Raw genomic sequence first — 21,083 nt, 5'->3', positions numbered from 1 at the left:
TTTTTAACTTAACCTCTGGTACCATTTTAGGGGAGTATTATAATACATTTAAAACGTACGACTGACTTAAACCTTTTAACATCCTTCGCAAAGGCATGCCTGGTCGACAAATTTTACCTTACAACCGTCCCTATCTGGGTCATTCGGATCTTCTATGTATTCACATAAGTCATTAGAATTGTATGCCATTACTTCTGGTTTCTGACCAAAACCAAAACCTAGACCAACGACCGCTGCCAACGACCCCAACAAAAGAACTGGCTTTTTAAAGAACTTTTTCATAATAGTATTATTTTGAGTTATAAAATTATTTATTAAAGTTAAAAAAAAAAAGATTATATTTCCAAATAATTTTAGGATAATTTTTTTACGACATTTGATACAAGAGTTAAAATAGAAAGCAGATTTTTGACAATCTGTCATAAATGGTATTTTAAAAATTTAGGATATTTAACGATGAGATGTAAAGTTTGCGAAATCAATAAATTTTCAACATCTCGTCAGGTCTTTGCCCCTACTGGGTGTGGAATCCTTCTACACCCTCCTATTCCTAACCTCCCTTGCAGTCGTAATCCGTTAAATTCCATTTGTAATGGCTATGCCGAAATTTGGAAGGATAGTCGCTGAAAAGAATGAGGCAACTATTCGGGAATGGATTGAGGGCAATTACAGGATTATCTACGGAATTTGAGGAGAAGAGGCCATAGAAGTACTTATGGTACATCATTCAAAATCTTTAAATAAGGGTTCTAACACGAGGTATCTAATTTATAGGTACAATACTAAAATAGAACACCCCTTCTCCCCTACGCGGCAACAGGCAAGTTGCTGGCCACTTACAGGTACCGCCGACAGCCCGCCGGAAAAAGCCTGGCGTAGAAATGTGACGAGAAGTAATACGAACAGGCCATGCCGTTGAAGGTGGAAGAGCAAGATGGCAGGTCGGAAGGTCTGTCCGTGGCCCGCATTAATCCTGGATGTGACCCCGATATTGGCGTGGCTTTTTCAAGGTTTTCATATCATGGGACGCCACAGTCTAAACTCGGCGTTTCCCGCTGTGCCAGTATCGTAATCTATGACCATAAAACGCATAGTACATGAGGTAAAGATAGCATGGAACCAACACCCAATAAGCCTCCCTCAATCCAATGGAATCGGCAAAATAACCGTAAACCATCGGCAAAATCGCATTTCCACAAAGCCCCATGATCAAAATCGAGGCACCAAGTTTGGTGAATTTGCCCAATCCGTCCAGTGCCAAGGGCCAAATACCGGCCCATACCAGCGAATTGGCAAAGCCCAGTAGTACCACAAACCAGATGGAAACATCCACCTGCATGCCCAAAAGGGTTACCTCACCGCTCAGGTAGATAATGCCAAAGGTAAACAGCAAGCCCATGGTGGTAAAGGCCCGCAGGATATTGACCTGTTTGATAAATTTGGGGATGGTGACAATGCCGAAAATATACCCGGCAATCATACCGGCCAACGTATACGAAGGAAATACTTTCGCATCCAGCATGGAAATCCCCATGGACATGGCATAACTCATGATGGTATCAATGGCGATCACCTGGGTTCCCACGTGCAGGAAAATGGCAACCGCTCCCAGGATCAAATGCGGAAACTGAAAGATATGGGTTTTATTCGCGTTTGATTGCGCTACCTCTGCGGTTTCCTGTTCGGTATTGATCTCCGGAAGCGGAGAAAGCCGTACCAGCATACCCAATAGAAGCAGTGAAAACCCTACCATCGTATAGGGAAAAATTACGCGACTGATCAACTCATCCAAGTAACCGTTCTTATCCTCTAAAGACATAAGTGGCAACTGGGAGATCATCTCGTCATCGGTCACCCGAAGTACCACGGCGGCAAACACCAACGGGGCTAATATGCCCGCCCCTTTGTTTAAGATCCCCATGATGCTGATGCGCTGGGCCGCCGATTCCTTGGGCCCCAGGATGGTGATATAGGGGTTGGCAGCGGTCTGAAGTACCGCCAAGCCGGCACCGATCAGGAATAGGCCTAGGAGAAAAATCTCGTAGGTACGTCCCATCGCCGCTGGGATAAAAACAAATGCACCGACCGCCATGACCCAAAATCCCACGCTCATCCCCTTTTTGAATCCGACGGCCTTCAGCAAATAGGACGCCGGCACCGAAAAGACGAAATAGGAAATGTAAAAAGCGAATGCCACCAGGTAGGACTGAAAGTTGTTGAGCTCGCAGGCCACCTTAAAATAAGGTATCAGGATGGCATTTACCCATGACACAAAGCCAAAGATAAAAAACAGTCCGCCGATAATGCCAATTGAAATATAGGTCTGCCGCTGCGTGAGCGCGCCTACTTCTACGGTTTGGGTTTTAGACGCCACAGGTTTGGTTATTTTGGGTGGTAGGATTATTTCAAAAGAGAAGCAGAAGCCTTATCTAAATATAGCGCGCATTGCGGGTGCTCTTGTAGGATCGATGCGGGGAAGTGGTTGCTGACCTCATTTTCCACACAATCCCGGACGGCCTTTGCCTTTCGCTCATCGGGCACCGAACAGATGATGGAAGCAGATTTCATGATCTGTCGGATGGACATGCTGATGGCCTGCTTGGGTACTGATTCGAAATCCGGAAACCAACCTTCCCCCAATTGCTGCTTGCGGCACGCTTCATCCAAATCAACCACCAGGTAGGGCGTTTCCGTATCAAAATCCGCCGGCGGATCGTTAAAGGCCAAGTGCCCGTTTTCACCGATCCCCACCAGGGCCACGTCGATGGGTGCCGCCGCTATCAGCCTTCCCAATCGAGCTGTTTCCTCCGTGGGGTCCGCTTCTCCGTCGATCAAGTGGTAGCCTGCCAACTCGCCTACCTGATCCAAAAACCGCTCTTTCAAATACTTCCGAAAGCTCGCCGGATGGGTAATGGGCAGTCCCAAATACTCATCCAAATGAAACATGGTCACCTTCGCCCAATCTATGCCATCTTCTTTCAGTAACTGGAGGAGGGTTTCAAACTGACTGGTTCCGGTTGCCAGGATAATATGGGCTTTTCCATTGGCTTGGATCGCTTTTCTTATTAACTCAGCGGCAGCTTTGCCAGCCTGTTTTCCCAGCTCTTTGGCATCCGCGGCTATGATTATTTCCATAGGGTAAAATTGGTTAGTTGGTGTAGAAAGGTCTTAAACTAATTCGGTCGGCTAAAGTAGCCAAAATGTAGGTGTGTGCAACATGCTTTGGCCATAAGATTTAATTAAAATACACAGCGGTTACGTACCAAATCCCAGCTCGTAAAAAATGCCGTTCAGGCATCATTTTATAATTCATCGGATAAAAATACTTTTTTTATCCAATGAATAGAAATAAATTCACTGCAAAACAGATGAATTTAGTACAAAACCCATTTATCGCATTACAGACGGAAAACCCAACCTAACAGACCCCTATGAAAACCCCGACCCAGCCCAATGTCGACAGCAGTTCTACGCAAATGCCCGATCCATCACAGCCTCTTCAGGGAAAAAAAGAACGGCTTCTTTCCCTCGACGCCCTTCGGGGCTTTGATATGCTCCTAATATCCGGAGGAGGAACCTTTCTCGTCCTTCTAAAAGGAAAAACCGGCTTGGGTGCCATTGATTGGATTGCAGACCAGCTTACCCATCCCGCCTGGGACGGCTTTACGTTTTACGACTTTATCTTTCCGCTGTTCCTGTTCATGGCGGGCGTTTCACTGGTATACTCGCTTTCCAAGGGCCAATCCATGGGTTTGGAAAAGAACTCCCTATACCGAAAGGCATTTAGGCGAATGCTTATCTTAATATGCTTGGGCATTCTGTTTAAAAACGCCCCCATTCCCTTTTTTGAACCTTCGCAGATACGGTTGGGCTCTGTATTGGGGCGCATTGGGCTAGCATCATTCGTCTCTACCCTGCTTTTCCTAAATTTCAATGCAGTTCAGCGGTTGGGATGGGCAATTGGGATCCTAGTGGCGTATTATGCTGCGCTTTTCCTGATTCCCGTTCCGGGTTATGGTGCGGGCGACCTTAGTTTCGAAGGCAACCTGGTGGGTTGGTTTGACCGCACATTCCTCCCCGGTAGGCTGTTGCAGGGAACCTACGACGAGCTTGGCCTGCTTACCCAGTTTCCCGCCATGTGTCTGACCCTATTCGGAACGCTTGCGGGAGACCTGCTCATCCGAAGTTTGTCCGAACGGCAAAAAATCAAATGGCTGACCACCGCAGGGGTAATCGGCATCGGCATTGGGTTGGTTTGGAACATGCACTTCCCCATCAATAAGCACCTATGGAGCAGTTCGTTTGTCATGCTTACCGCCGGCATGGCCTTTATCTTCTTAATGGTTTTCTATACCATCATTGATGTCTGGAAGATCCGGAAATGGGCCTTCTTTTTCCAGGTAATTGGCCTAAATTCACTGACCATCTACTATGCCTACAGCTTCATCAATTTCAATTATACCTCGCGTAAGCTGTTTTTTGGGTTGTACAGCCCATTGCCAGAGGAATGGCATCGCGTTTTCGAAGCCTTTGGGGCACTTGTACTGGTATGGCTATTCCTCTACATCCTCTACCGTAAAAAGATATTTATCAAAGTATGATGTGGCCAAAAAGATCCCGGGACTTATATGATTTTCCCGGGATTTAAAATACCCTTGGGATCGAGGGCACCCTTCAGCCGTCGCATCAGGTCCAGTTCTTCCTTCGATCTGCAGTACGGAAGGTAGGCTTTTTTATGCGTTCCTATCCCATGTTCTGCGGAAATAGATCCCCCGTAGTTCGTCAACGGAGAATAGATAAGGTTGTTTACCCTTTCTATCAAATCGACCGAATCGTACTTTTTACTGACTACCACATGGATATTGCCATCGGCCATGTGCCCATACACAAAATACGTATCCACACCGGGCTCCGCGTCGAGGTTTCTTCTGATTCCGTCCACATAATCCCCGATATCGGCAATGGGGAGACTTACATCAAAATGCTGGTCAAAGGTGCACTGGGAGACAAGGTGATCCACGTCCTCCCGAATACGCCAAAAGCGGTTCTGTTCCGATTCACTGGAAGCTACGGCAGCATCCAATACTATCCCCTCTTCCAGGTATTTTTCCAACAGCTGTTCAAGCAAATTTGGTGAAGTGCCTCCCGTGGATGTGGATATCTCCAACAGTACGTACAAGGGATACCCAAACGCAAGCGGGATCCCGCCACCTTTTAGTACGCCGCACATACGCTGGTAGGTATCTTTCCATATCAGTTCAAATGCCGTAAGCGCTCCACCTAGTGTGAGTTCCATTGACCGTAGAAACACAAGTACCTGCCCGAAATCTTCCAAGGCCACAAAGGCGGTATGGCGTCCCCCGGAAGCCGGACTGAGCCTTAGTACCGCACGGGTGATAATGCCAAGGACTCCCTCCGATCCAATAAACAACTGCTTGAGGTCCAGCCCTGAATTATCCTTCACAAGCTTCTTCAATCCGGAGATCACGGTGCCGTCAGACATCACCACTTCCAATCCCAGCACCCATTGCCTTGTCATGCCATACCGAAATACCCGCAAGCCACCCGCATTGGTGGCTATCATACCACCAACCTGTGCAGAACCTTTTGCCCCGAAGGTAACGGGAAACATCAACCCCACCTTCTTCACCTCTTCTTGAAGGTGTTCCAATATGACGCCGGCCTCTACAAAGGCCGTCTTGCTGTTTACATCGAGTTCCAGTATTCGGTTCATCTTCTCCATGGAGATGACCAGTTCAATGCCAGATGTCTCCGTGCTGCCTACCATATTCGTCAGGCCGCCGTGCACCACTACCGACAGTCCTGTTTGATGACAATACCGCATTACGGCAGAAACCTGCTCCACAGAGGTTGGGGTAACCACCGCTACTGCGGCAAGCGGGATGTGCGTCTTCCATATATGCACAAACCGCTCCGAAACGGCATCCCCAACCAGGAGGTTGTCCGCTCCGACAATTTCCGCAATACGAACCAATGTGAGGTTTGTTGCTGTCATGGATAGTAGGTTCAGCGTGGAGGGGAAAGGTGGACACCGCTGTTTTGTTGGGCTTTGTCCAGTGCCATCCCTATAAACATGGGATAGCTCCAATTACGGTACCTACCCCAAATCTCCCCCGCATATTTCGGGAAAATATCCCTTTGAATCGCCGGTACCAACGGCAGTGCCTTTTCCTCCAACTGGCGGACACTGATAGCCGCCTGCAAAACAAGAGGCTCATAAGAGGCGGCAAGCATTTGCTGCAATACTTCCAGTGCCCTGGGATCTCCGGTTCTCTTCACCATTACCTCCGCTGCCTTAATCGCGACCGAAGCTGATCGATCATACAGCAGTGAACTTACCTGCTCCCATACTTCCTCTGCGGCCCCGGGGAAGGCGTCCATTGCTACCAACGCCCAAAATCGAACCACCTCATGGTCAGACACCAGTGCCCCTTTCAACTCCCCAGCCTCGGAAATGCGTCCTACCATTCCAGCAGCCCCAAGCATATCCAGAAAATCTTCCTCCGGAATGCCCCTGGCAAATTCAAACACCGATGTTTCAGCCTCCATAGCACCCATCATCATGATACCCTCCGTTAATATACCGGTATCCCGATGGGAAACCATCCAATCGATCAGGTTGTCTTCCAACTCCTTCCGTTTGCCTTCAAGGTCGTTGATTCCAATCAGGTTGTGCTGCTCAAATGGATCCTCCCACAAATCATATAGTTCTTCCACTGGTTTTTCCTGCATCAGTCTTAACGCGGATGCAGTTAACGTACCTTGCTCGTAAAGCCTGTTGAATTCCGCATAGGAGCCTTCCTTTTCGAAAATCACCGCTTTTTGAAAATAGGGCAACTGAGGCATAAAGTGCCTAACATACAGGTATCTGCCGTCAAAAACGGATCTAGCGACTTCGTAACAATCATCTGCCCGATCACGGTAGCCATATACGTAGGATGTCTCCGGCTTTGCCGTGGCGAGAAAATCAACCCCCTCCATCCACTCAGGAGCTTCTAAACCCGCCAACCCCAGTACCGTAGGTGCAAAATCGACAAAGGAAACGGGCCGGTCTGTAGAGCTCTCGGTCAAAAAAGGGGCAAGGTGTTGGTATTTTTTAGGTATATGCAGGATAAATGGAACCTGTAGGCCCGCATTATTCAACCACCGCTTGTACCCCGGTATCCCGTTGCCATGGTCGGAAAAAACGAAGATAATGGTATTCTCCAACAGTCCGTCCTCCTCCAATTCCGTAAGGATCCTGCCCACACCTTGATCAAAAACAGCGAGCAAGTCATACATATGGGCCCAAAGCTGCCGCATGACCGGGGAGTCCGGAATAAAGGGAGGTAGGCGCGCCTCATGTGGGTCATTCCACTCGGTAAGTCCCTCCGTATCGGAAGCCCGCAATGCATTGGTGGGGCCCTCATGGGTAATCATAAAATTAAACACACTAAAAAACGGCTTACCCTCCGGTCTGTTTCTCCAATGGGCCGTTTGGCTGCTTTCATCCCATCTTCCTTCAGCAGAGAAGTTATAGTCAGTCTTTACGTTGTTGGTCGTATAATACCCTGCATCCCTAAGGAGCTGGGGAAAAATCCTAAAACCCTCAGGAAGTGGTATATCAGATCTCAAATGCTGGGTACCAAGTGAAGGGGCAAACATCCCCGAGATAAGCGTAGATCGTGCGGGTGCACAAATAGGTGCATTTGAAAACGCCCAATCAAATCGAACACTTTTTGCAGCCAGTTCATCAATATGGGGAGTTCGGGCGTATTCATCTCCATAGCAACCATAAATTGGGCTCATATCTTCATGAGTAATCCATAAGATATTGGGTGGAGGCAGTGAGTCCTTGGATTTGGAGCAGCCGATGAGCAGCATTACAGCGAAAACCAGAAAAGTTTCCTTCATTTTTTTGAAGCTAAATGGGTTATTAGTCTAAAAATACAACTATTTTTAACCTATTGGCGGTGCAGGTCAGTTTTTCCGTAAAATTCAGTTCTTATGTCAAACATCCAGTTGATTATTGAGGAAAGGGAGCGGTCCATCGGGAGTTTTATGGTGGGAAGGCTACTCCCCTTTTACAAAAAAAGAATGGTGGGGCCATTTGCCTTTATAGACCACATGGGACCGGTCAGCCTTTCCTCCTCCGAAAACTTTGACGTGCCTCCCCATCCACACATCGGACTGTCTACGCTTACCTTTCTGTTTGAGGGTAGCATTATGCACCGAGACAGCGTAGGTTCGGAAGTGGAGATCAAACCCGGTGCTGTTAACTGGATGACAGCCGGAAAGGGAGTCGTACATTCCGAGCGAACGCCAATAGATCTTCGGAACAAAGCCAAGACGCTTCACGGACTACAGATTTGGGTGGCACTGCCCAAAGGACAAGAGGATATTGATCCAAGTTTCGTCCACGTATCTGAAAAGGAAATCCCGGGATGGATTTCAGATGGAGTTTCCTTTAAGTTGATCGCCGGAGAGGCCTTTGGCAGAAGATCTCCGGTTCCGGTATATAGTCCCATGTACATGATTGAGATAAAGGCTTCCGAGCCGCGTTTAATGGATGTCGGCGACGCGTTATTCGGTGAAAGCGGCCTTTATATCTTAGAAGGAGAAATCAACACCGAGGGAAACACGTTCGGCCCCAGGCAGATTCTCATTGCTGAGAACGCCAAACTGTGTTCCTTTGAGATCGGTGCAAATACGACCATTTACCTGTTTGGCGGTGAGCCGTTTCCTGAGGAAAGACACATTTATTGGAATTTTGTGCACTCCGACCCCGAGGTAATCGAGCGGGCAAAAGAGGACTGGAAAAACCAACGGTTCCCAAAAATTAAGGGAGAGACGGGATTTGTTCCTTTGCCTGCATAAGATTGTCAGAGGCTTATCTACTCCGGATCTGAAGTAGCCTTTCAGAAAGTCGTTCTACAATTTCCGGATGCTTGAAAAACAGGTTTTCCTGCTCGGCAACATCCAATGCTTCATTGTAAAGTTGTCCCTTGGGATCCCCCTCAGCCGGGGCAATAAGTGCCGGATCGGTAAACCCGCCTGATCCCAATCCCTCTATGTATTTCCAGCCTCCGCTTCGGATGCTATAAAGGTTTCGTGAGGAATGATGCACCATTTCTGTCCGCGTTCCTTCGTTTGAGGTTCCCGACAACAAAGGCCAAAACGTCTCGCTGTCCTCCCCATATACTTCTCCAGTAGCAACCTGGAGCATATCCGCAAAGGTCGCCATCCAATCGGTAAGGCTGATCAATGCGTCGGAAGACCGCCCCTTCTGGACAACTTCCGGCCATCGGACAATTAAGGGAATACGATGCCCTCCATCCCAGACATCTCCCTTCTGTCCTCTCCTACCGCCATTGGCATCGTGGGAAAACAAATCGACTTCCGACTCCGGCCAATAGGCTCCGTTATCGCTGGCAAAAATCAGAAGAGTTTGGTCTGCTATTCCCTGCTCTTCCAGCACCTCCATGATCTTACCAACCAAAAAATCAATATCCAATACGAAATCCCCATAAACACCGGCCTTTGATCTACCCTGATTGGCTTGCGAAGGTAGCCATGGTGTGTGTGGGCCTGTAAGCGGTAAGTATAAAAAAAACGGCTCCACCGCACCTCGACTGGTGTGCCTTGCAATAAAATCTATCCCTTCGTCAAGAAGGGTCGGCTGGCAAGCCTCGAAAAGGAAATCCGTAGACATTTCCCCATCTCTCCACCAAACGCCCTTTTCCCAGTAGATAGCCCTGTCATCGGAATGCTTTTTATCCCAGGATAAAACCGTTCCCTCCTTTCGCCTCGGATAAACCGAGGAACTAAGTACCACGTCCGGGTTGACAACCTCATGATTTCTTAAAAACACGTAAGGAGGCATGTCCAATGAGGCTGGGTGAATAAACGACTCGTCAAACCCCACATTTGACGGTCCCCATTGAACCGGCTTAGCATACTCTATATTTGAAAAGCCCGTCTCTGTATCCAATCGCGCGGGTAAACCATCCCTTGTCTGCCATTCCAAGCCTAAATGCCACTTGCCCACAATACCCGTATGGTAACCTGCCCGCTTTAACAGCGTTGCCAGGGTTTCTCTTCCCTCCTCTACCACCGGCCCAGAAAAACCAGTGATTCCGTATGCGGCTGCGTCCGAACGAAACCCATACCTACCGGTAAGCAACCCATATCGGGACGGCGTACACACCGATGCACTGGCATGCGCCTGGGTAAAGTACATCCCTTCCGATACCATTTTGTCGAGGTTCGGGGTATTGATTTTGGAGCCTGCATTAAGCGAACGAATATCACCGTACCCCATATCATCTGCAAAAATGAAGACAATGTTGGGTTTAGAAGGCTTCGTATCTATACGCCCGTTGATACCGCAGGCCGGCAGCAGAAAAATCAAAAAAACACCCAACAGGTGGTGGAAAGGGATAAGCCGGTTCATGCTAAGGTTTGGGTTTAAAGGCAGACAGATGATTATCAAGCAATAACTACAGCAAAGAGTCCACCATCTCCGAAAAATCGTGACCGTGGACTCTTTATAGATGTTTCAAAAACAGGCAGGGTTTAAACGCGGTAATACTGTTCCCATCCCTTTCTTGGAGGAGGCCCTATCAACATGGCATTCGCCAGCGGATTATTTACCACCTTCTTGGTTTCACGGTCAAAGACGATCTTTGTATTCATTTGCTGTGCCAAAACACCCAAACAGAAAACTTGGCTTAACGGGCCCGCTATTTCAAACGAAGATCGGCATTTCTCCTCGCCCTTGCAGGCCTTGAGGAAATTAGCGAAATGATTGGATGGGCTTTCCGGTACCTCCGGAAGCTTGGATGCCATGTCTTTGGCCGCTTCCTCAGGAATAATGCTCAGCGTACTGCCATGCGAACCTCCTTTAAAGGTTAAGTCCTTTCCATAGATGATTTTACCGGGGTTAAGCCTGGCAGGCTGCAATTGTCCGGTGCTTGGTGGCGGAATGTTCGGATCCAACTCCGACACACCGTAGCCATCCGGCACTGCGGGGATATTGTTTACGCCATCATACCAGGTAATGGTGCAGGCAGGCATATCCTTTCGTGCAGGAAACTTAAAGTCCAAGGTCGAGGCCATTGGAAAGAAAAAGGGATTATGGCCATCTAGTTTTACCGGATTGACCTCATAGGGTAAGCCTAGCTCCAGAAACTCATGGGCCGTGTCCATGATATGAGCTCCCCAATCTCCCAAGGCGCCCATGCCAAATTGGAACCAACAACGCCACTGGCCTTCATGAAAATCCTTATGGAAGTCGTGGTGTTCGATTGCTGAGAGCCAGGTATCCCAATCCATGGTTGCAGGTTTAGGCTGACCTGCCGGATAGGCACCCATATTCACATCCCAATCATGCCAACGTCTCCTTCCGTTCATATGGGCGGTCATGGCCGTTACATCCTTGATGATGCCCGCATCTTTCCACGCCTTAAACTGAAAGTAGTTCCCTTCTGAGTGCCCCTGATTTCCCATCTGCGTGGCCACTTTGTATTTTTTGGCGCCTTCCATCATGAGCTCTACCTCCTGAAAGGTTCTCGCCATGGGTTTTTCCACGTATACGTGTTTGCCAAGTGCCATGGCATGCATGGTAATGGGAAAATGGGAGAAGTCCGGCGTCCCAACGGTAACCGCTTCTATCTGATTGCCCATTTTGTCAAACATTACCCGGAAATCCTGAAACCGGGGAACGTCGGGGAACATCTCAATTACCCGTTGGGTGTGGGGAGCCCCCATATCCACGTCGCAGAGCGCCACAACATTGGCCAAACCGGTCTCGTGCAGTGCGCGGATGATTTCTCCGCCCCTGTGGCCAATGCCACAACATGCCAGGTTAACTTTGTCGCTTGGCGCTACGTGCCCAAGCGGCTTTCCCAGTACCATCGAGGGAATCAACGTAATACCCGCAGCACTCATGGCTCCGGTTTTTATAAAACTCCTTCGGTTTTTATTCATATTTTTGGTGTATAATTTTTGGGTAACTATTTTTCAAAAGGCAGTATAATGATTAAATTCTAAAAACGGATGTTTTTTTTGCAAAACAGTAAACCTCTACTCGATTCTGTGGGTGAAAGGGGTTGATTAGCTCCCGATTTTAAGCTATGATGCAAACGCTAAGGTTCTGGTTGGAAAATAATGCGTCGGTAGGAACTTAACTGCGGAACACCCGTGTCCTGAACTTCCAGTATAATATGAACCGGTGCCGCTAACCCATCTTCCGGAATACGGACCAAGATGGCCGCATCCTCTCTCGCTGATGAGGAAAAAAGTTCCTGAGACGGTTTGAACAATTCCTCGTAGACAAACCAATTGAAACCCAATCCATCGCCGTCTACATCCATGCTGCCTGCGGCATCCAAACGGATAGATTCTCCACCCTTTACCGAGAAAACGACCGGATCCAACCCGGTTGACCCATTTACACATACCGTTGGAGGGTGGTTGGCTTCCTGGAAGCTGTTGGTAGCCCATTTGATCCGAGCCATAAAATCACGTTGAAAGGCACGTCTCCATCTGGCTACCGAATGCCGCTCATTTAAGGTACCATCCAAAAAATCAGGAGCATCGACGTAGATTGACCCTGGGATTTTTCGAAAACGGCCACCCCAACCACCCCATTCGGGTCTTTCGGGACTATTCAATCCATTGGATATCAATCCTAGAAAAGACGGACTATCTCCCTCCTTCATCCCGTCCGTCCCGTGTCCGTGCAATTGATAACAATCACTGAGGGCTCCATTGCCATGTATATGGTTGCGAACCCAGTCTCCGTCCTGCATACTAACGTCTCCGGTCATATACATACCTCTAAAAGCACTGAGTTCACGCACACCTGTAAATCCCAACCAAGCAAATCCACTGGCAATAAAGCGCAAATCCTTAAACTCACTCCACAGGTAGTTCCTATGTCCATCTTGATCTCCTATCGCATGTACCTGGATTTTTTTGCAAAAAGCAGCCACTTCCTCCGGCGACCGCCCCTTCTTGACTTTCCATAACGCCTGTGCGAGCTCCCTCAAGCCGCCCCAGACTGGAATGTGAACCATCCCCTCAGCGTCGTCAACTATCCGGATGATATGCTCTGATGCCTCCGTATCGTATCCCTCTCCCAACCTTGAATGATCACCCAGTCCATTCTTTACCTTATCAAACAGTGTATCGGGATGGGGTAAACCGGCTGCATGCAGCACCAGATTTGGATAGACTTGCTGGTAGGCTTTGAGTTGTTTGAAAATCAACTCAGGCTTTGTATCCTGTCCATGCCCAAGTCTACTCGTAGCACAAATACCCTGAATATCGAAATGATCTGCGTAATAAAGGAATCGAACCAGGCTCTGTTCATCGTCGGTATCCCCTCCAATATCGGTTAAAACGATAACAATGGGCTTCGGTGATTCTTGGCTCCATCCGCAAAAAACAGGAAACAAAAAAAGAAAGAAACTCGAACAGAATAAATATCTCATGGCATTTTGGGTTTACTCTATCGAAGGTACCAAACTAACCCAAAAACCCCTTACAGTTTTATGCCTTTTTTGTGTAGCCGTTTGAGGCTTTTTTCAGTCAAGGCTACGTCAAATACTGCCAATCCACTGATTTGACCTATAAACTGATTGGTCATTTTGCCGATTACGGAATTTGCCCCAACCGTGAAATCTGCTCCATCCTCCCCGCCGTCAAAGATCCCCTCTTCATATGGGAATGGATTAGTCTTTTCATTTGCACTTAGCCTGCCATCTTTAAACGCCTTGATTTCTTTTCCATCGTAGGTTATCGCAATCATTGCCCATTGATTCACATCTACGGGATCAGCGCTACTTACATAGGAAATCCAAGCGATCTGTCCCGGCGTCTTCCCTCCTGTCGCAGAAATATGCCCATGAATCAAGTTATTGGTGGGGTACCGTTTCATTTCATCATGGTGGGTTTTGCTCGCAGCATTCAGAAATAAATAGTATTGCCGCTTTTCCCGGGTTTCATCCCAAACACCCCCTATGGCCTGCCAATACTTTTCAGTATCCTTCTTCACCCAGGCCACAACTGTTACCTGAGCATTAGGGCCAAAAATATTCAGCTTTCCGAGCTTCGCACGTGGGATAAAAAACCAAGTGCTATCCCGGATGTAGGCCGAGCTATTGTTTACCGGCCCTTCGCCAATTCGCTCTATGGGAAGCGTTCCCTCCAGCAACTGATACACCTCCTCGTTGGAAAAAGATTTCGATACCCTCGGACTGCCCGCCTCTTCGGAAAAATCCCAAAACGCCAACAGGTGCTTTCTGCTATGCCGATCCTGCGCTGTTGCATGAAGGATAGCTATTAGGAAGACGAACAAACCCAAACAAAAACGAAATCGCATCTTTTTTTCACAAATATAGCGTGACTAACAGGTTACCCATAGCTACGGTACAGAAACTTCAGACCGCAATAGACAGTAGGCTTACTAATAGGGAAATAAATTACCGAAAGGCCAAGTTAAGATTCCAAGGGCAATTCAACAAAAAAGATGGAACCCTTGCCTTCCACACTTTCAAACCAGATTCGTCCACCGTGCGCCTTAACAATTTGCTTGGATATCGCCAAGCCCATTCCATGTGGCGTTTCCCCTTTCGTGCCTGGCCTCTTACTGTTGGTGAAAAGATCAAAAAGGCTGTCTTTCAATTTATCGGGAATACCTATTCCATTATCTTGAACGGATATTAAAGCTTGATTATTCTTTTGTTCCAACGACACCTCTATAATACCTCCCTCTTCTGTGAACTTGATCGCATTGGCTATCAGGTTACTGACTACCCTCCACATCTTTTCCCTGCTCACAAGTGCTTTGACAGAACTTGTTTTTAGCACGATCCTCTGACGCTTTTCATCTGCCTTAAATCTCAAAAGATCTGTGCAATAATGAAGCATTCGATCCAAATCAACTTCTTCCTTCTGTATTCCCTCCATACCCCGATTCACCTGCAGCATTTCGGAAACCAAGTTGAGGGAGTTGTTTCCGGATAATTTGATATGTTCGATGAGCGTTCGGTCTTCCTCTGTCCAATTCCCGCTCTCCAACAACACATCCGCGATCATGGTCATACTGCTGATGGGGCTACGAAGGTCATGGGCTACGATATGCATCATCCGGGAGTTTTCGGCATGGCTCTGCTCCAGCGCACCCAGCGCATCCTGAAGTTCGATGTTTTGCTCGCTGATCTGTTTGTTGATTGCCCGATACCGTTTAAGATGAAAGCCCACATTCATCAGAAACCCCAGGGCCACAACTAAAAAAATAACTGTACCCAGCAAATAAATATTCTTGATGTCATTTTCCCGGCTTATCAACGCAATCTCGTATTGCTGCTCGGTAACCCGGAACGCTTCTTCCATATCAAGGTATCGGGAGGCTTCGGCCACCCGCTCATTCTCCTCATAGAGGTTTACATACGCATTCAAATCCCTATAGGCATTGACTTCGTCTCCGACCGCGTCGAAATACGACCATCTCAACCTGTGAAAGCGGGTCAGTATATCAAAATATCCCGAATTTCTCAATGGAATCTGTTCTATGGAATCTGCAAGCTCGTCGATTAAGGTTTTGGCTTGATCCAGTCTGCCATGCTGCACGTAGAGGTTGGCCAGTTTTATCTTGGCCGTTCTTGCATCGGGAATATCGTATTCGGGACGGTCGTTAGTCTCTATACTGCGAAGAAGTACTTCCTCGGCCCGCTCGAAATCTCCCAGTCTGGCAAGTACCCCACCCAGGTTTCCGAGCACCACGCCGGTCGCCACCTCCAAAAAATGGTACTCCAATGGATTGGTTTCTTCTGGATGTTTCTCAAACTGAGATCCAATAAAATCCAATGCTTTGTCGTAGTAAAGTACGGCACTGTCATAATGTTCCAGTTTCTCAAAGGAGAGTGCGGTAGTGTTCAGGTATTTCTGGGGATCCATCACCCTAACACCAAAGGTATCCGAATCACCACAGTGACTAACCTCTTCTAATGCCTGCTTAAAATATCCAATGGCCTGCTCGAACTGCCGCTGCTCGTATTTAAAAATACCCAACTGATAGGTGAAGTCGGCAGTGGTACAGGGCGGCAAATGCTTCCTCGCAAACTCCCTGCAATTGTAATAACTACGAAAGGCATCCGCATACCGTTTTTGAGCCTTAAAAATATGTCCTTCTATAAAGAAATTCCGGGAATACTCTACCTTATACACGGTCTCCAGACCCTTCAACACCAGATCCATACTGTCCTTGTATAGGGATGCCCTCTCCAGATCCACGTCAAAATTGATGTAAAACAAAGCCAAATGATGGTAGATATTCCACTGTTCCAATACATTCAAATCGGAAAAAACGCTATGCAACGAATCCAAATGATCCGGATAATTTGGTAGGAGTCCCGAATTCAATAGGCGATTGGAGGTGTGATAAAGCTCATATATCTCCGGCCTCATGGGTTCGTAAGCAGGAAGCTCCCGTTGGCAGCTAACGAGCATGTATCCTGACAAAAAAATCAAGGCATTATAAATCAGGTAGCTACATATTTTGATGGGGTGCCTCATCTACTTCCAAAAATCAATCGTTAAAAATAAGACAAAATTCAAAAAATCACATGATTCCCGGAAAATAATAAAGGATGGCAAATGGCCATCCTTCATAAATTATCTACACCGTTAGGATAAAAATCAACGAAAACCTTTCACCTCCCAGCCTTTTCGATAGCTGCGGGACAGGTGCTTTTCCGCACCGGGCAGGTTTGTGATTTTCATTTTTTTGGCATCCCACTTGAGCAAGGTACCGGGTTCGCGTAATGCTACCGTACCAAGGATGATCGCCTCGGTCATAGGCCCTGACTGCGCAAAATGGCTTTCGGTTTTTGTCTTACCCAAGCACGCATCCACAAAATGATGGTAATGATCCCGTTCCTCCAGAACTGGAGCAGTAACCGAGGCGAACTTGGCCTCAGGTAGCAACACTGGCATTTTGGTATGGGGTATCAACAATGCCCCTTCTGTGCCGATCAACATGGCCGACTCTGCGGGATAATCTTCCAAGGAAAACAAGGCGCGTACATCCTCCGGTGGGTAGAACTCTCCGTCAAACCATTCTACGGGCAATTCCTTTTCCGCTGTCATGGCGTTTCCCGGAAATGTCCATTTAATATGATTCGATTGGGGCCATGTATCTAACATTCGCTCCGGGGATGCCTTCCAAGAATCCTGCACCCGCGCTATGACCGACAACGGATCCTCTAACCCCATTCCTTTCCAAACCGCATCGAAAATATGGCAGCCAATATCTCCTGACCAGCCTGTGCCAAAATCCTGCCAAGCCCGCCATTTCGCAGGATGGTAAATGGCAGGTGCATACTCCCGCATGGGGGCCGTTCCAACCCAAAGATCCCAATTCAAATGTGTCGGAGGTGCCTCACCCTGTGCCGGTCTGGGCCCCTTAAACCTATATGCTTCCGTGGCTCCTGGCCTGTTCGAACATAAATACACATGCTTTATTTTGCCGATATGCCCTTCCTTGATCCACTGTACGGCGGTGCGGTCTCCTAGGCCGGACGCATGCTGCGTACCCAACTGACTCACAATGCCCTTTTTCGCAGCGGCTTGGGTTAATGCCCTTACTTCGGCCACATCGTGGCACATAGGCTTCTGGCAATAAACATGCTTGCCCATCCGAATGGATTCAAATGCAATCGCAAAATGGTTGTGGTCGGGTACACTCACGTTTATGGAGTCAAAATTACCCGCTTCTTTCTTTAAAAGCTCACGCCAATCCGAATAGGTTGCGGCATTCGGAAGCGCATCGGCCGCTCGCTTGAGGTGATTGGCATCTACATCGCAAATCGCCACCACTTCCACCCCTTCATGGGCCATAAATCGGTTCAAATCATGCCAGCCCATACCGCCCACACCAACGGCTACGTGCCTAAGTTTGCGATTGGGAGCTGATGAATTAGCCGGCAAGGCCATCAATAAGGGAGGGGTTATCGCCGCTACTGCGGCTTTCTGCATAAACCGGCGGCGTGAAGCTACCGTTGATTGATCTTTCATACTGAAAAATGATAAGAGGTTACTTGGATTATTGTCAGGTGAAATATAAAAACAATATCGATCACAGACCTAAAAAAAGAGAAAAAAAAGAACAGGGATTCCTTAAACGGTAAAACCCTGTTCTGTAAGCGTCATCCCCCTAGAGGGACTTGATGAATAAAATCAAAGACGCTATATCATTCTCAGATAGAATACCCAAAAAAGACGGCATTCCCTCATCGTATCCTTCCACGATCTTCTTACTAGGCTCCAAAATAGACTCGGCGAGGTAATCCTCATTTGCCAAGACAGCTTCTCCATTTTTTATGGGCCTTTCCTTTCCAAATATCCCTTTCATCCCAGGGCCGATTCGACCCTCGTTGTTCCCATCTATAGAGTGACAGGCGATGCAGTTCATTTTGGCATACAGCTGTTTTCCATGTTCCAAGGTGGGCTTGGCCTCCTCCCGTATAGTAGCAAGCGCAAAATCCCCTCCCTGAAAAATCTGGTTGAAATCCACCTCATTGAATCCCTCAGCCAGCAGGTTGGGCATGGCGAGTTCATTTACCGTAAACCAGATGCTATCATCCAACTCAGTCCCCCCTTTACCCTTAACTCGGTAATCAACCTCCATCTGCATTACGTTGGCCATCCTCGGAATAGCCAAAAACACCGCACGCTTGTCAGTTGAAATTTCGACCGCCACGACGGGCAGTTGCTCTTCACCATCCTCGCCATTCAGTTTGAAGTGCCCAGACCCGTACTTGCCGCTACGTTGATAGTTCCAACGTTTTACGGAATAATTGGCGATATTTTTAGCGGACGCTTCGTCCAACTCCATGCCAAACCGAATCATCACACCGCCATCCCGAGCCTGAAACTTTTCTGGCAGTGTACTTTCCAATCCGGTATATCGAAGCCTCAACAAAGCAGTCAATACCTCTGATTTGTGTCCCCAAAGTGCAAATCCGCCAAGATACACCCATCCATCACCGGGGTTGATTTCCGCTTTCATGGTCGGAGCCGGGTAATCTCCTTTGATAACGGATACCGCCCCTTGACGAACACCTTCCGCCTCGTCTACCAATACCTGAAACAGACCTGGTCTACCGTATGAAAAGTGGATCATTTTTCCATTCAAAGGTCCCATTCTATCGCTGTGAACCCATAGTTGGCTGACACCGGATCGGTCCTCGGCATGGGGAATCCACGTTAGCGGCGGGGTGATTTCGGGCAGATCCGTACGATGGGCGGTGGCAGCTACGCCGTAGTAATCCCCTGGCTCGATCAGCATGATAGGTGTGGAAGGCATATGATGCCCTTGTTGGTCGGAGCCACTCAACCTACCCGTTTTAGGATCAATGCCCAAATAAGGCCCTCGGAAACCGGAGGCTACCATTTCCATTTCCCTTCCGTCTGCGGAAACCTTAAATACCGCCCCCCCATGCTGTGAACCTGCACGAAAACCCATAATTGCTTTCGGGGAGGAGGTTTCAGGTCCCATGTCCAGGGCACCGAACTTGGCGATGTAAAAGCCACCAGCCGGATCTTTTACCATATCACTAGCCCACTCTCTGGTTTCGATCGACTGCGCCATGATATTGGAGAAATTCTCGTAAAAATCAGCCTCCCCGTCCTCGTTGAGATCGTGCAGCCTTACAATCCCTTCTTTTCCATACACATACACCTGGCCATCGACTACGGAGATAGATTGGGGCTCGTACAGGCCGGATGCAAACCGACGCCATGACAAGCGGTTCAGGTTTTTGCTGATCCCCTCCAACACCCATACGTCGCCTTCAAACGTAACCAATGCCGCCTTATCCTTTTCAAAAAAATCCAAGTCCACCACCCGCACGTTTCGGTTCCAGGGATTGGGAACAGGGAGTGTCAACCGGTCTGTAACGAATGCCGCGGTATCAGGGGCTAATTGGCCTTGGGTAAGCACACGCTCTTTCCATCGTGGAGCGAAACCCTTTTCAACCTCCGGAACAGACCAATCAAAACCACTTAAAAAATCATCTATTGCAACGTCGGAGGATTCTACCGTGTAGATCCCCAATCCAAGCTTCCTCGTTTTGTCGGAAGATCCCGGAAACGTCACGTAAAGGTATCGGTTGTCCTTTACCTGAACCTTCACACCGGTAAGATCTCCGACCAAGGAGACAGCGGTAACCAACTCAGTAGAGTCCCCATGATAAAGCCTGGCGGTATGACCCTTCAGTTCCGCCCTAATACCATCTTTTACCTCCGCCACGGCTACGTGCATGGCCTCTTGGTGTGGGTTGATTTCAAATGAGCGGGTAAAAACCATGACACCATCCTGCTGAAATGAACCCGGACGCTCTAAAATGGAGGTTTCTCCTACAGTGTAAGAAAGCACTATACCATCCTGCTGCAGGTAGTGCCCTTCCCAGCGGGCATCTTTGGCATCCAATGCCCCCCAAGATGGTGCACCAGGATAGGGATTTGCAGGCCGGGGATCCAAAAACATCGGCTCATCACCCTTTACCCAACCGGGATATTGGCCGGTGGCAAAGTGGGGATATCCCCCTATCGTCGGGATTTTGTTGTTCTTATCATAAAAACTATTGTACGAAATTTGGGCCATGGTCACCATGGGTAGAAAATCCCCGGTCCATCCTACCGTCCATCTCAACATATCCGGATCAAACGCCATGTAAGCTGTTTCCCCTACTTTGACTGCCAAGGCCCGAGCAGAAATATTGTCAGTTGGAAAGCGCTTACCCAAATCCCTTGCATCAATGGACGTGGTGATATACGGAAAATCCGGCTCAACAAAATCCGCAAACTCTACCTGATCAAAATCTACCTCAACAATCAAAGGCTTTTCCTGCCCACAGGCAAAAATCAACAATGATAAAACCGGTAGACACATTAGAAAGAAAAGCCATCTGTTTCCAGGCCATTTTCCAAAACCCTTGCCCAATAGACCACCTGATACGTCCATCTTTGAATTGAATAGTTGATGCATATTACCAAGCAAGTACGCACCAAATAAC

General features: G+C 48.1%; 13 protein-coding genes. 2 read left to right on the top strand and 11 right to left on the bottom strand.

Features of this window, described 5'->3' with window-relative positions; genetic code table 11:
* Positions 1–1,036: 1,036 nt before the first annotated feature.
* Positions 1,037–2,374: a sugar MFS transporter gene (locus tag ADIS_RS11030; RefSeq protein ID WP_010854577.1), complete on the bottom strand. Its 1,338-nt coding sequence runs from the start codon at positions 2,372–2,374 to the stop codon at positions 1,037–1,039.
* Between the two features lie 26 nt (positions 2,375–2,400).
* Positions 2,401–3,135 (bottom strand): glucosamine-6-phosphate deaminase, encoded by a 735-nt coding sequence (locus ADIS_RS11025; protein ID WP_010854576.1) that lies wholly within the window; start codon positions 3,133–3,135, stop codon positions 2,401–2,403.
* A 296-nt stretch (positions 3,136–3,431) separates the two neighbouring features.
* Here ADIS_RS11025 and ADIS_RS11020 point away from each other — a divergent pair, with 296 nt between their 5' ends.
* Positions 3,432–4,601: an acyltransferase family protein gene (locus ADIS_RS11020; RefSeq protein ID WP_010854575.1), complete on the top strand. Its 1,170-nt coding sequence runs from the start codon at positions 3,432–3,434 to the stop codon at positions 4,599–4,601.
* 23 nt (positions 4,602–4,624) lie between these two features.
* Here ADIS_RS11020 and ADIS_RS11015 read toward each other — a convergent pair whose 3' ends face one another.
* Both ADIS_RS11015 and ADIS_RS11010 read right to left on the bottom strand, forming a co-directional pair.
* Positions 4,625–6,016 carry an FAD-binding oxidoreductase gene (locus ADIS_RS11015; RefSeq protein ID WP_035805619.1) on the bottom strand — a complete coding sequence of 464 codons (1,392 nt, stop codon included), beginning with the start codon at positions 6,014–6,016 and terminating at the stop codon, positions 4,625–4,627.
* Positions 6,017–6,027: 11 nt separating this feature from the next.
* Positions 6,028–7,914, bottom strand: a complete 1,887-nt coding sequence (locus tag ADIS_RS11010) for a sulfatase-like hydrolase/transferase (protein WP_035805617.1) — start codon at positions 7,912–7,914, stop codon at positions 6,028–6,030.
* A 93-nt stretch (positions 7,915–8,007) separates the two neighbouring features.
* Between ADIS_RS11010 and ADIS_RS11005 the strand changes: the two genes are divergently transcribed.
* On the top strand, positions 8,008–8,877 hold the full coding sequence (locus ADIS_RS11005) for a pirin family protein (protein ID WP_010854572.1): 870 nt from the start codon (positions 8,008–8,010) through the stop codon (positions 8,875–8,877).
* A 13-nt stretch (positions 8,878–8,890) separates the two neighbouring features.
* Here the strand turns inward: ADIS_RS11005 and ADIS_RS11000 are convergent, their stop codons facing one another.
* From ADIS_RS11000 to ADIS_RS10970, 7 genes are all read right to left on the bottom strand, one after another.
* On the bottom strand, positions 8,891–10,453 hold the full coding sequence (locus ADIS_RS11000; RefSeq protein ID WP_010854571.1) for a sulfatase family protein: 1,563 nt from the start codon (positions 10,451–10,453) through the stop codon (positions 8,891–8,893).
* Positions 10,454–10,575: 122 nt separating this feature from the next.
* The gene (locus tag ADIS_RS10995) at positions 10,576–11,988 is read right to left on the bottom strand and encodes a Gfo/Idh/MocA family protein (protein ID WP_010854570.1); all 1,413 of its coding nucleotides are present in this window, start codon (positions 11,986–11,988) and stop codon (positions 10,576–10,578) included.
* Between the two features lie 158 nt (positions 11,989–12,146).
* The gene (locus tag ADIS_RS10990) at positions 12,147–13,496 is read right to left on the bottom strand and encodes a DUF1593 domain-containing protein (RefSeq protein ID WP_081634920.1); all 1,350 of its coding nucleotides are present in this window, start codon (positions 13,494–13,496) and stop codon (positions 12,147–12,149) included.
* Positions 13,497–13,546: 50 nt separating this feature from the next.
* Positions 13,547–14,386: a LamG-like jellyroll fold domain-containing protein gene (locus ADIS_RS10985; RefSeq protein WP_081634918.1), complete on the bottom strand. Its 840-nt coding sequence runs from the start codon at positions 14,384–14,386 to the stop codon at positions 13,547–13,549.
* Positions 14,387–14,502: 116 nt separating this feature from the next.
* Positions 14,503–16,581 (bottom strand): tetratricopeptide repeat-containing sensor histidine kinase, encoded by a 2,079-nt coding sequence (locus tag ADIS_RS10980; RefSeq protein ID WP_010854566.1) that lies wholly within the window; start codon positions 16,579–16,581, stop codon positions 14,503–14,505.
* Positions 16,582–16,704: 123 nt separating this feature from the next.
* Positions 16,705–18,081, bottom strand: coding sequence for a Gfo/Idh/MocA family protein (locus ADIS_RS10975; protein WP_035805615.1), 1,377 nt, complete (start codon positions 18,079–18,081; stop codon positions 16,705–16,707).
* 139 nt (positions 18,082–18,220) lie between these two features.
* A complete protein-coding gene (locus tag ADIS_RS10970; protein WP_010854564.1) occupies positions 18,221–21,031 on the bottom strand; it encodes a DUF6797 domain-containing protein in 2,811 nt (936 codons plus the stop codon).
* Between the last annotated feature and the right edge of the window lie 52 nt (positions 21,032–21,083).

Source organism: Lunatimonas lonarensis (assembly GCF_000390185.1).
Lineage (GTDB): Bacteria > Bacteroidota > Bacteroidia > Cytophagales > Cyclobacteriaceae > Lunatimonas > Lunatimonas lonarensis.
The sequence above is the reverse complement of the archived record's forward strand: the minus strand, read 5'-3'. Positions and strand labels throughout refer to the sequence as shown.

Bases quoted from the DNA above. Each gene is read 5' to 3' on its own strand.
- ADIS_RS10980 (WP_010854566.1), bottom strand. From the start codon at position 16,581: ATGAGGCACCCCATCAAAATATGTAGCTACCTGATTTATAATGCCTTG.
- ADIS_RS11025 (WP_010854576.1), bottom strand. From the start codon at position 3,135: ATGGAAATAATCATAGCCGCGGATGCCAAAGAGCTGGGAAAACAGGCT.
- ADIS_RS10970 (WP_010854564.1), bottom strand. From the start codon at position 21,031: ATGGACGTATCAGGTGGTCTATTGGGCAAGGGTTTTGGAAAATGGCCT.
- ADIS_RS11010 (WP_035805617.1), bottom strand. From the start codon at position 7,914: ATGAAGGAAACTTTTCTGGTTTTCGCTGTAATGCTGCTCATCGGCTGC.
- ADIS_RS10990 (WP_081634920.1), bottom strand. From the start codon at position 13,496: ATGAGATATTTATTCTGTTCGAGTTTCTTTCTTTTTTTGTTTCCTGTT.
- ADIS_RS11000 (WP_010854571.1), bottom strand. From the start codon at position 10,453: ATGAACCGGCTTATCCCTTTCCACCACCTGTTGGGTGTTTTTTTGATT.
- ADIS_RS10975 (WP_035805615.1), bottom strand. From the start codon at position 18,081: ATGAAAGATCAATCAACGGTAGCTTCACGCCGCCGGTTTATGCAGAAA.
- ADIS_RS11015 (WP_035805619.1), bottom strand. From the start codon at position 6,016: ATGACAGCAACAAACCTCACATTGGTTCGTATTGCGGAAATTGTCGGA.
- ADIS_RS11005 (WP_010854572.1), top strand. From the start codon at position 8,008: ATGTCAAACATCCAGTTGATTATTGAGGAAAGGGAGCGGTCCATCGGG.
- ADIS_RS11020 (WP_010854575.1), top strand. From the start codon at position 3,432: ATGAAAACCCCGACCCAGCCCAATGTCGACAGCAGTTCTACGCAAATG.
- ADIS_RS10985 (WP_081634918.1), bottom strand. From the start codon at position 14,386: ATGCGATTTCGTTTTTGTTTGGGTTTGTTCGTCTTCCTAATAGCTATC.
- ADIS_RS10995 (WP_010854570.1), bottom strand. From the start codon at position 11,988: ATGAATAAAAACCGAAGGAGTTTTATAAAAACCGGAGCCATGAGTGCT.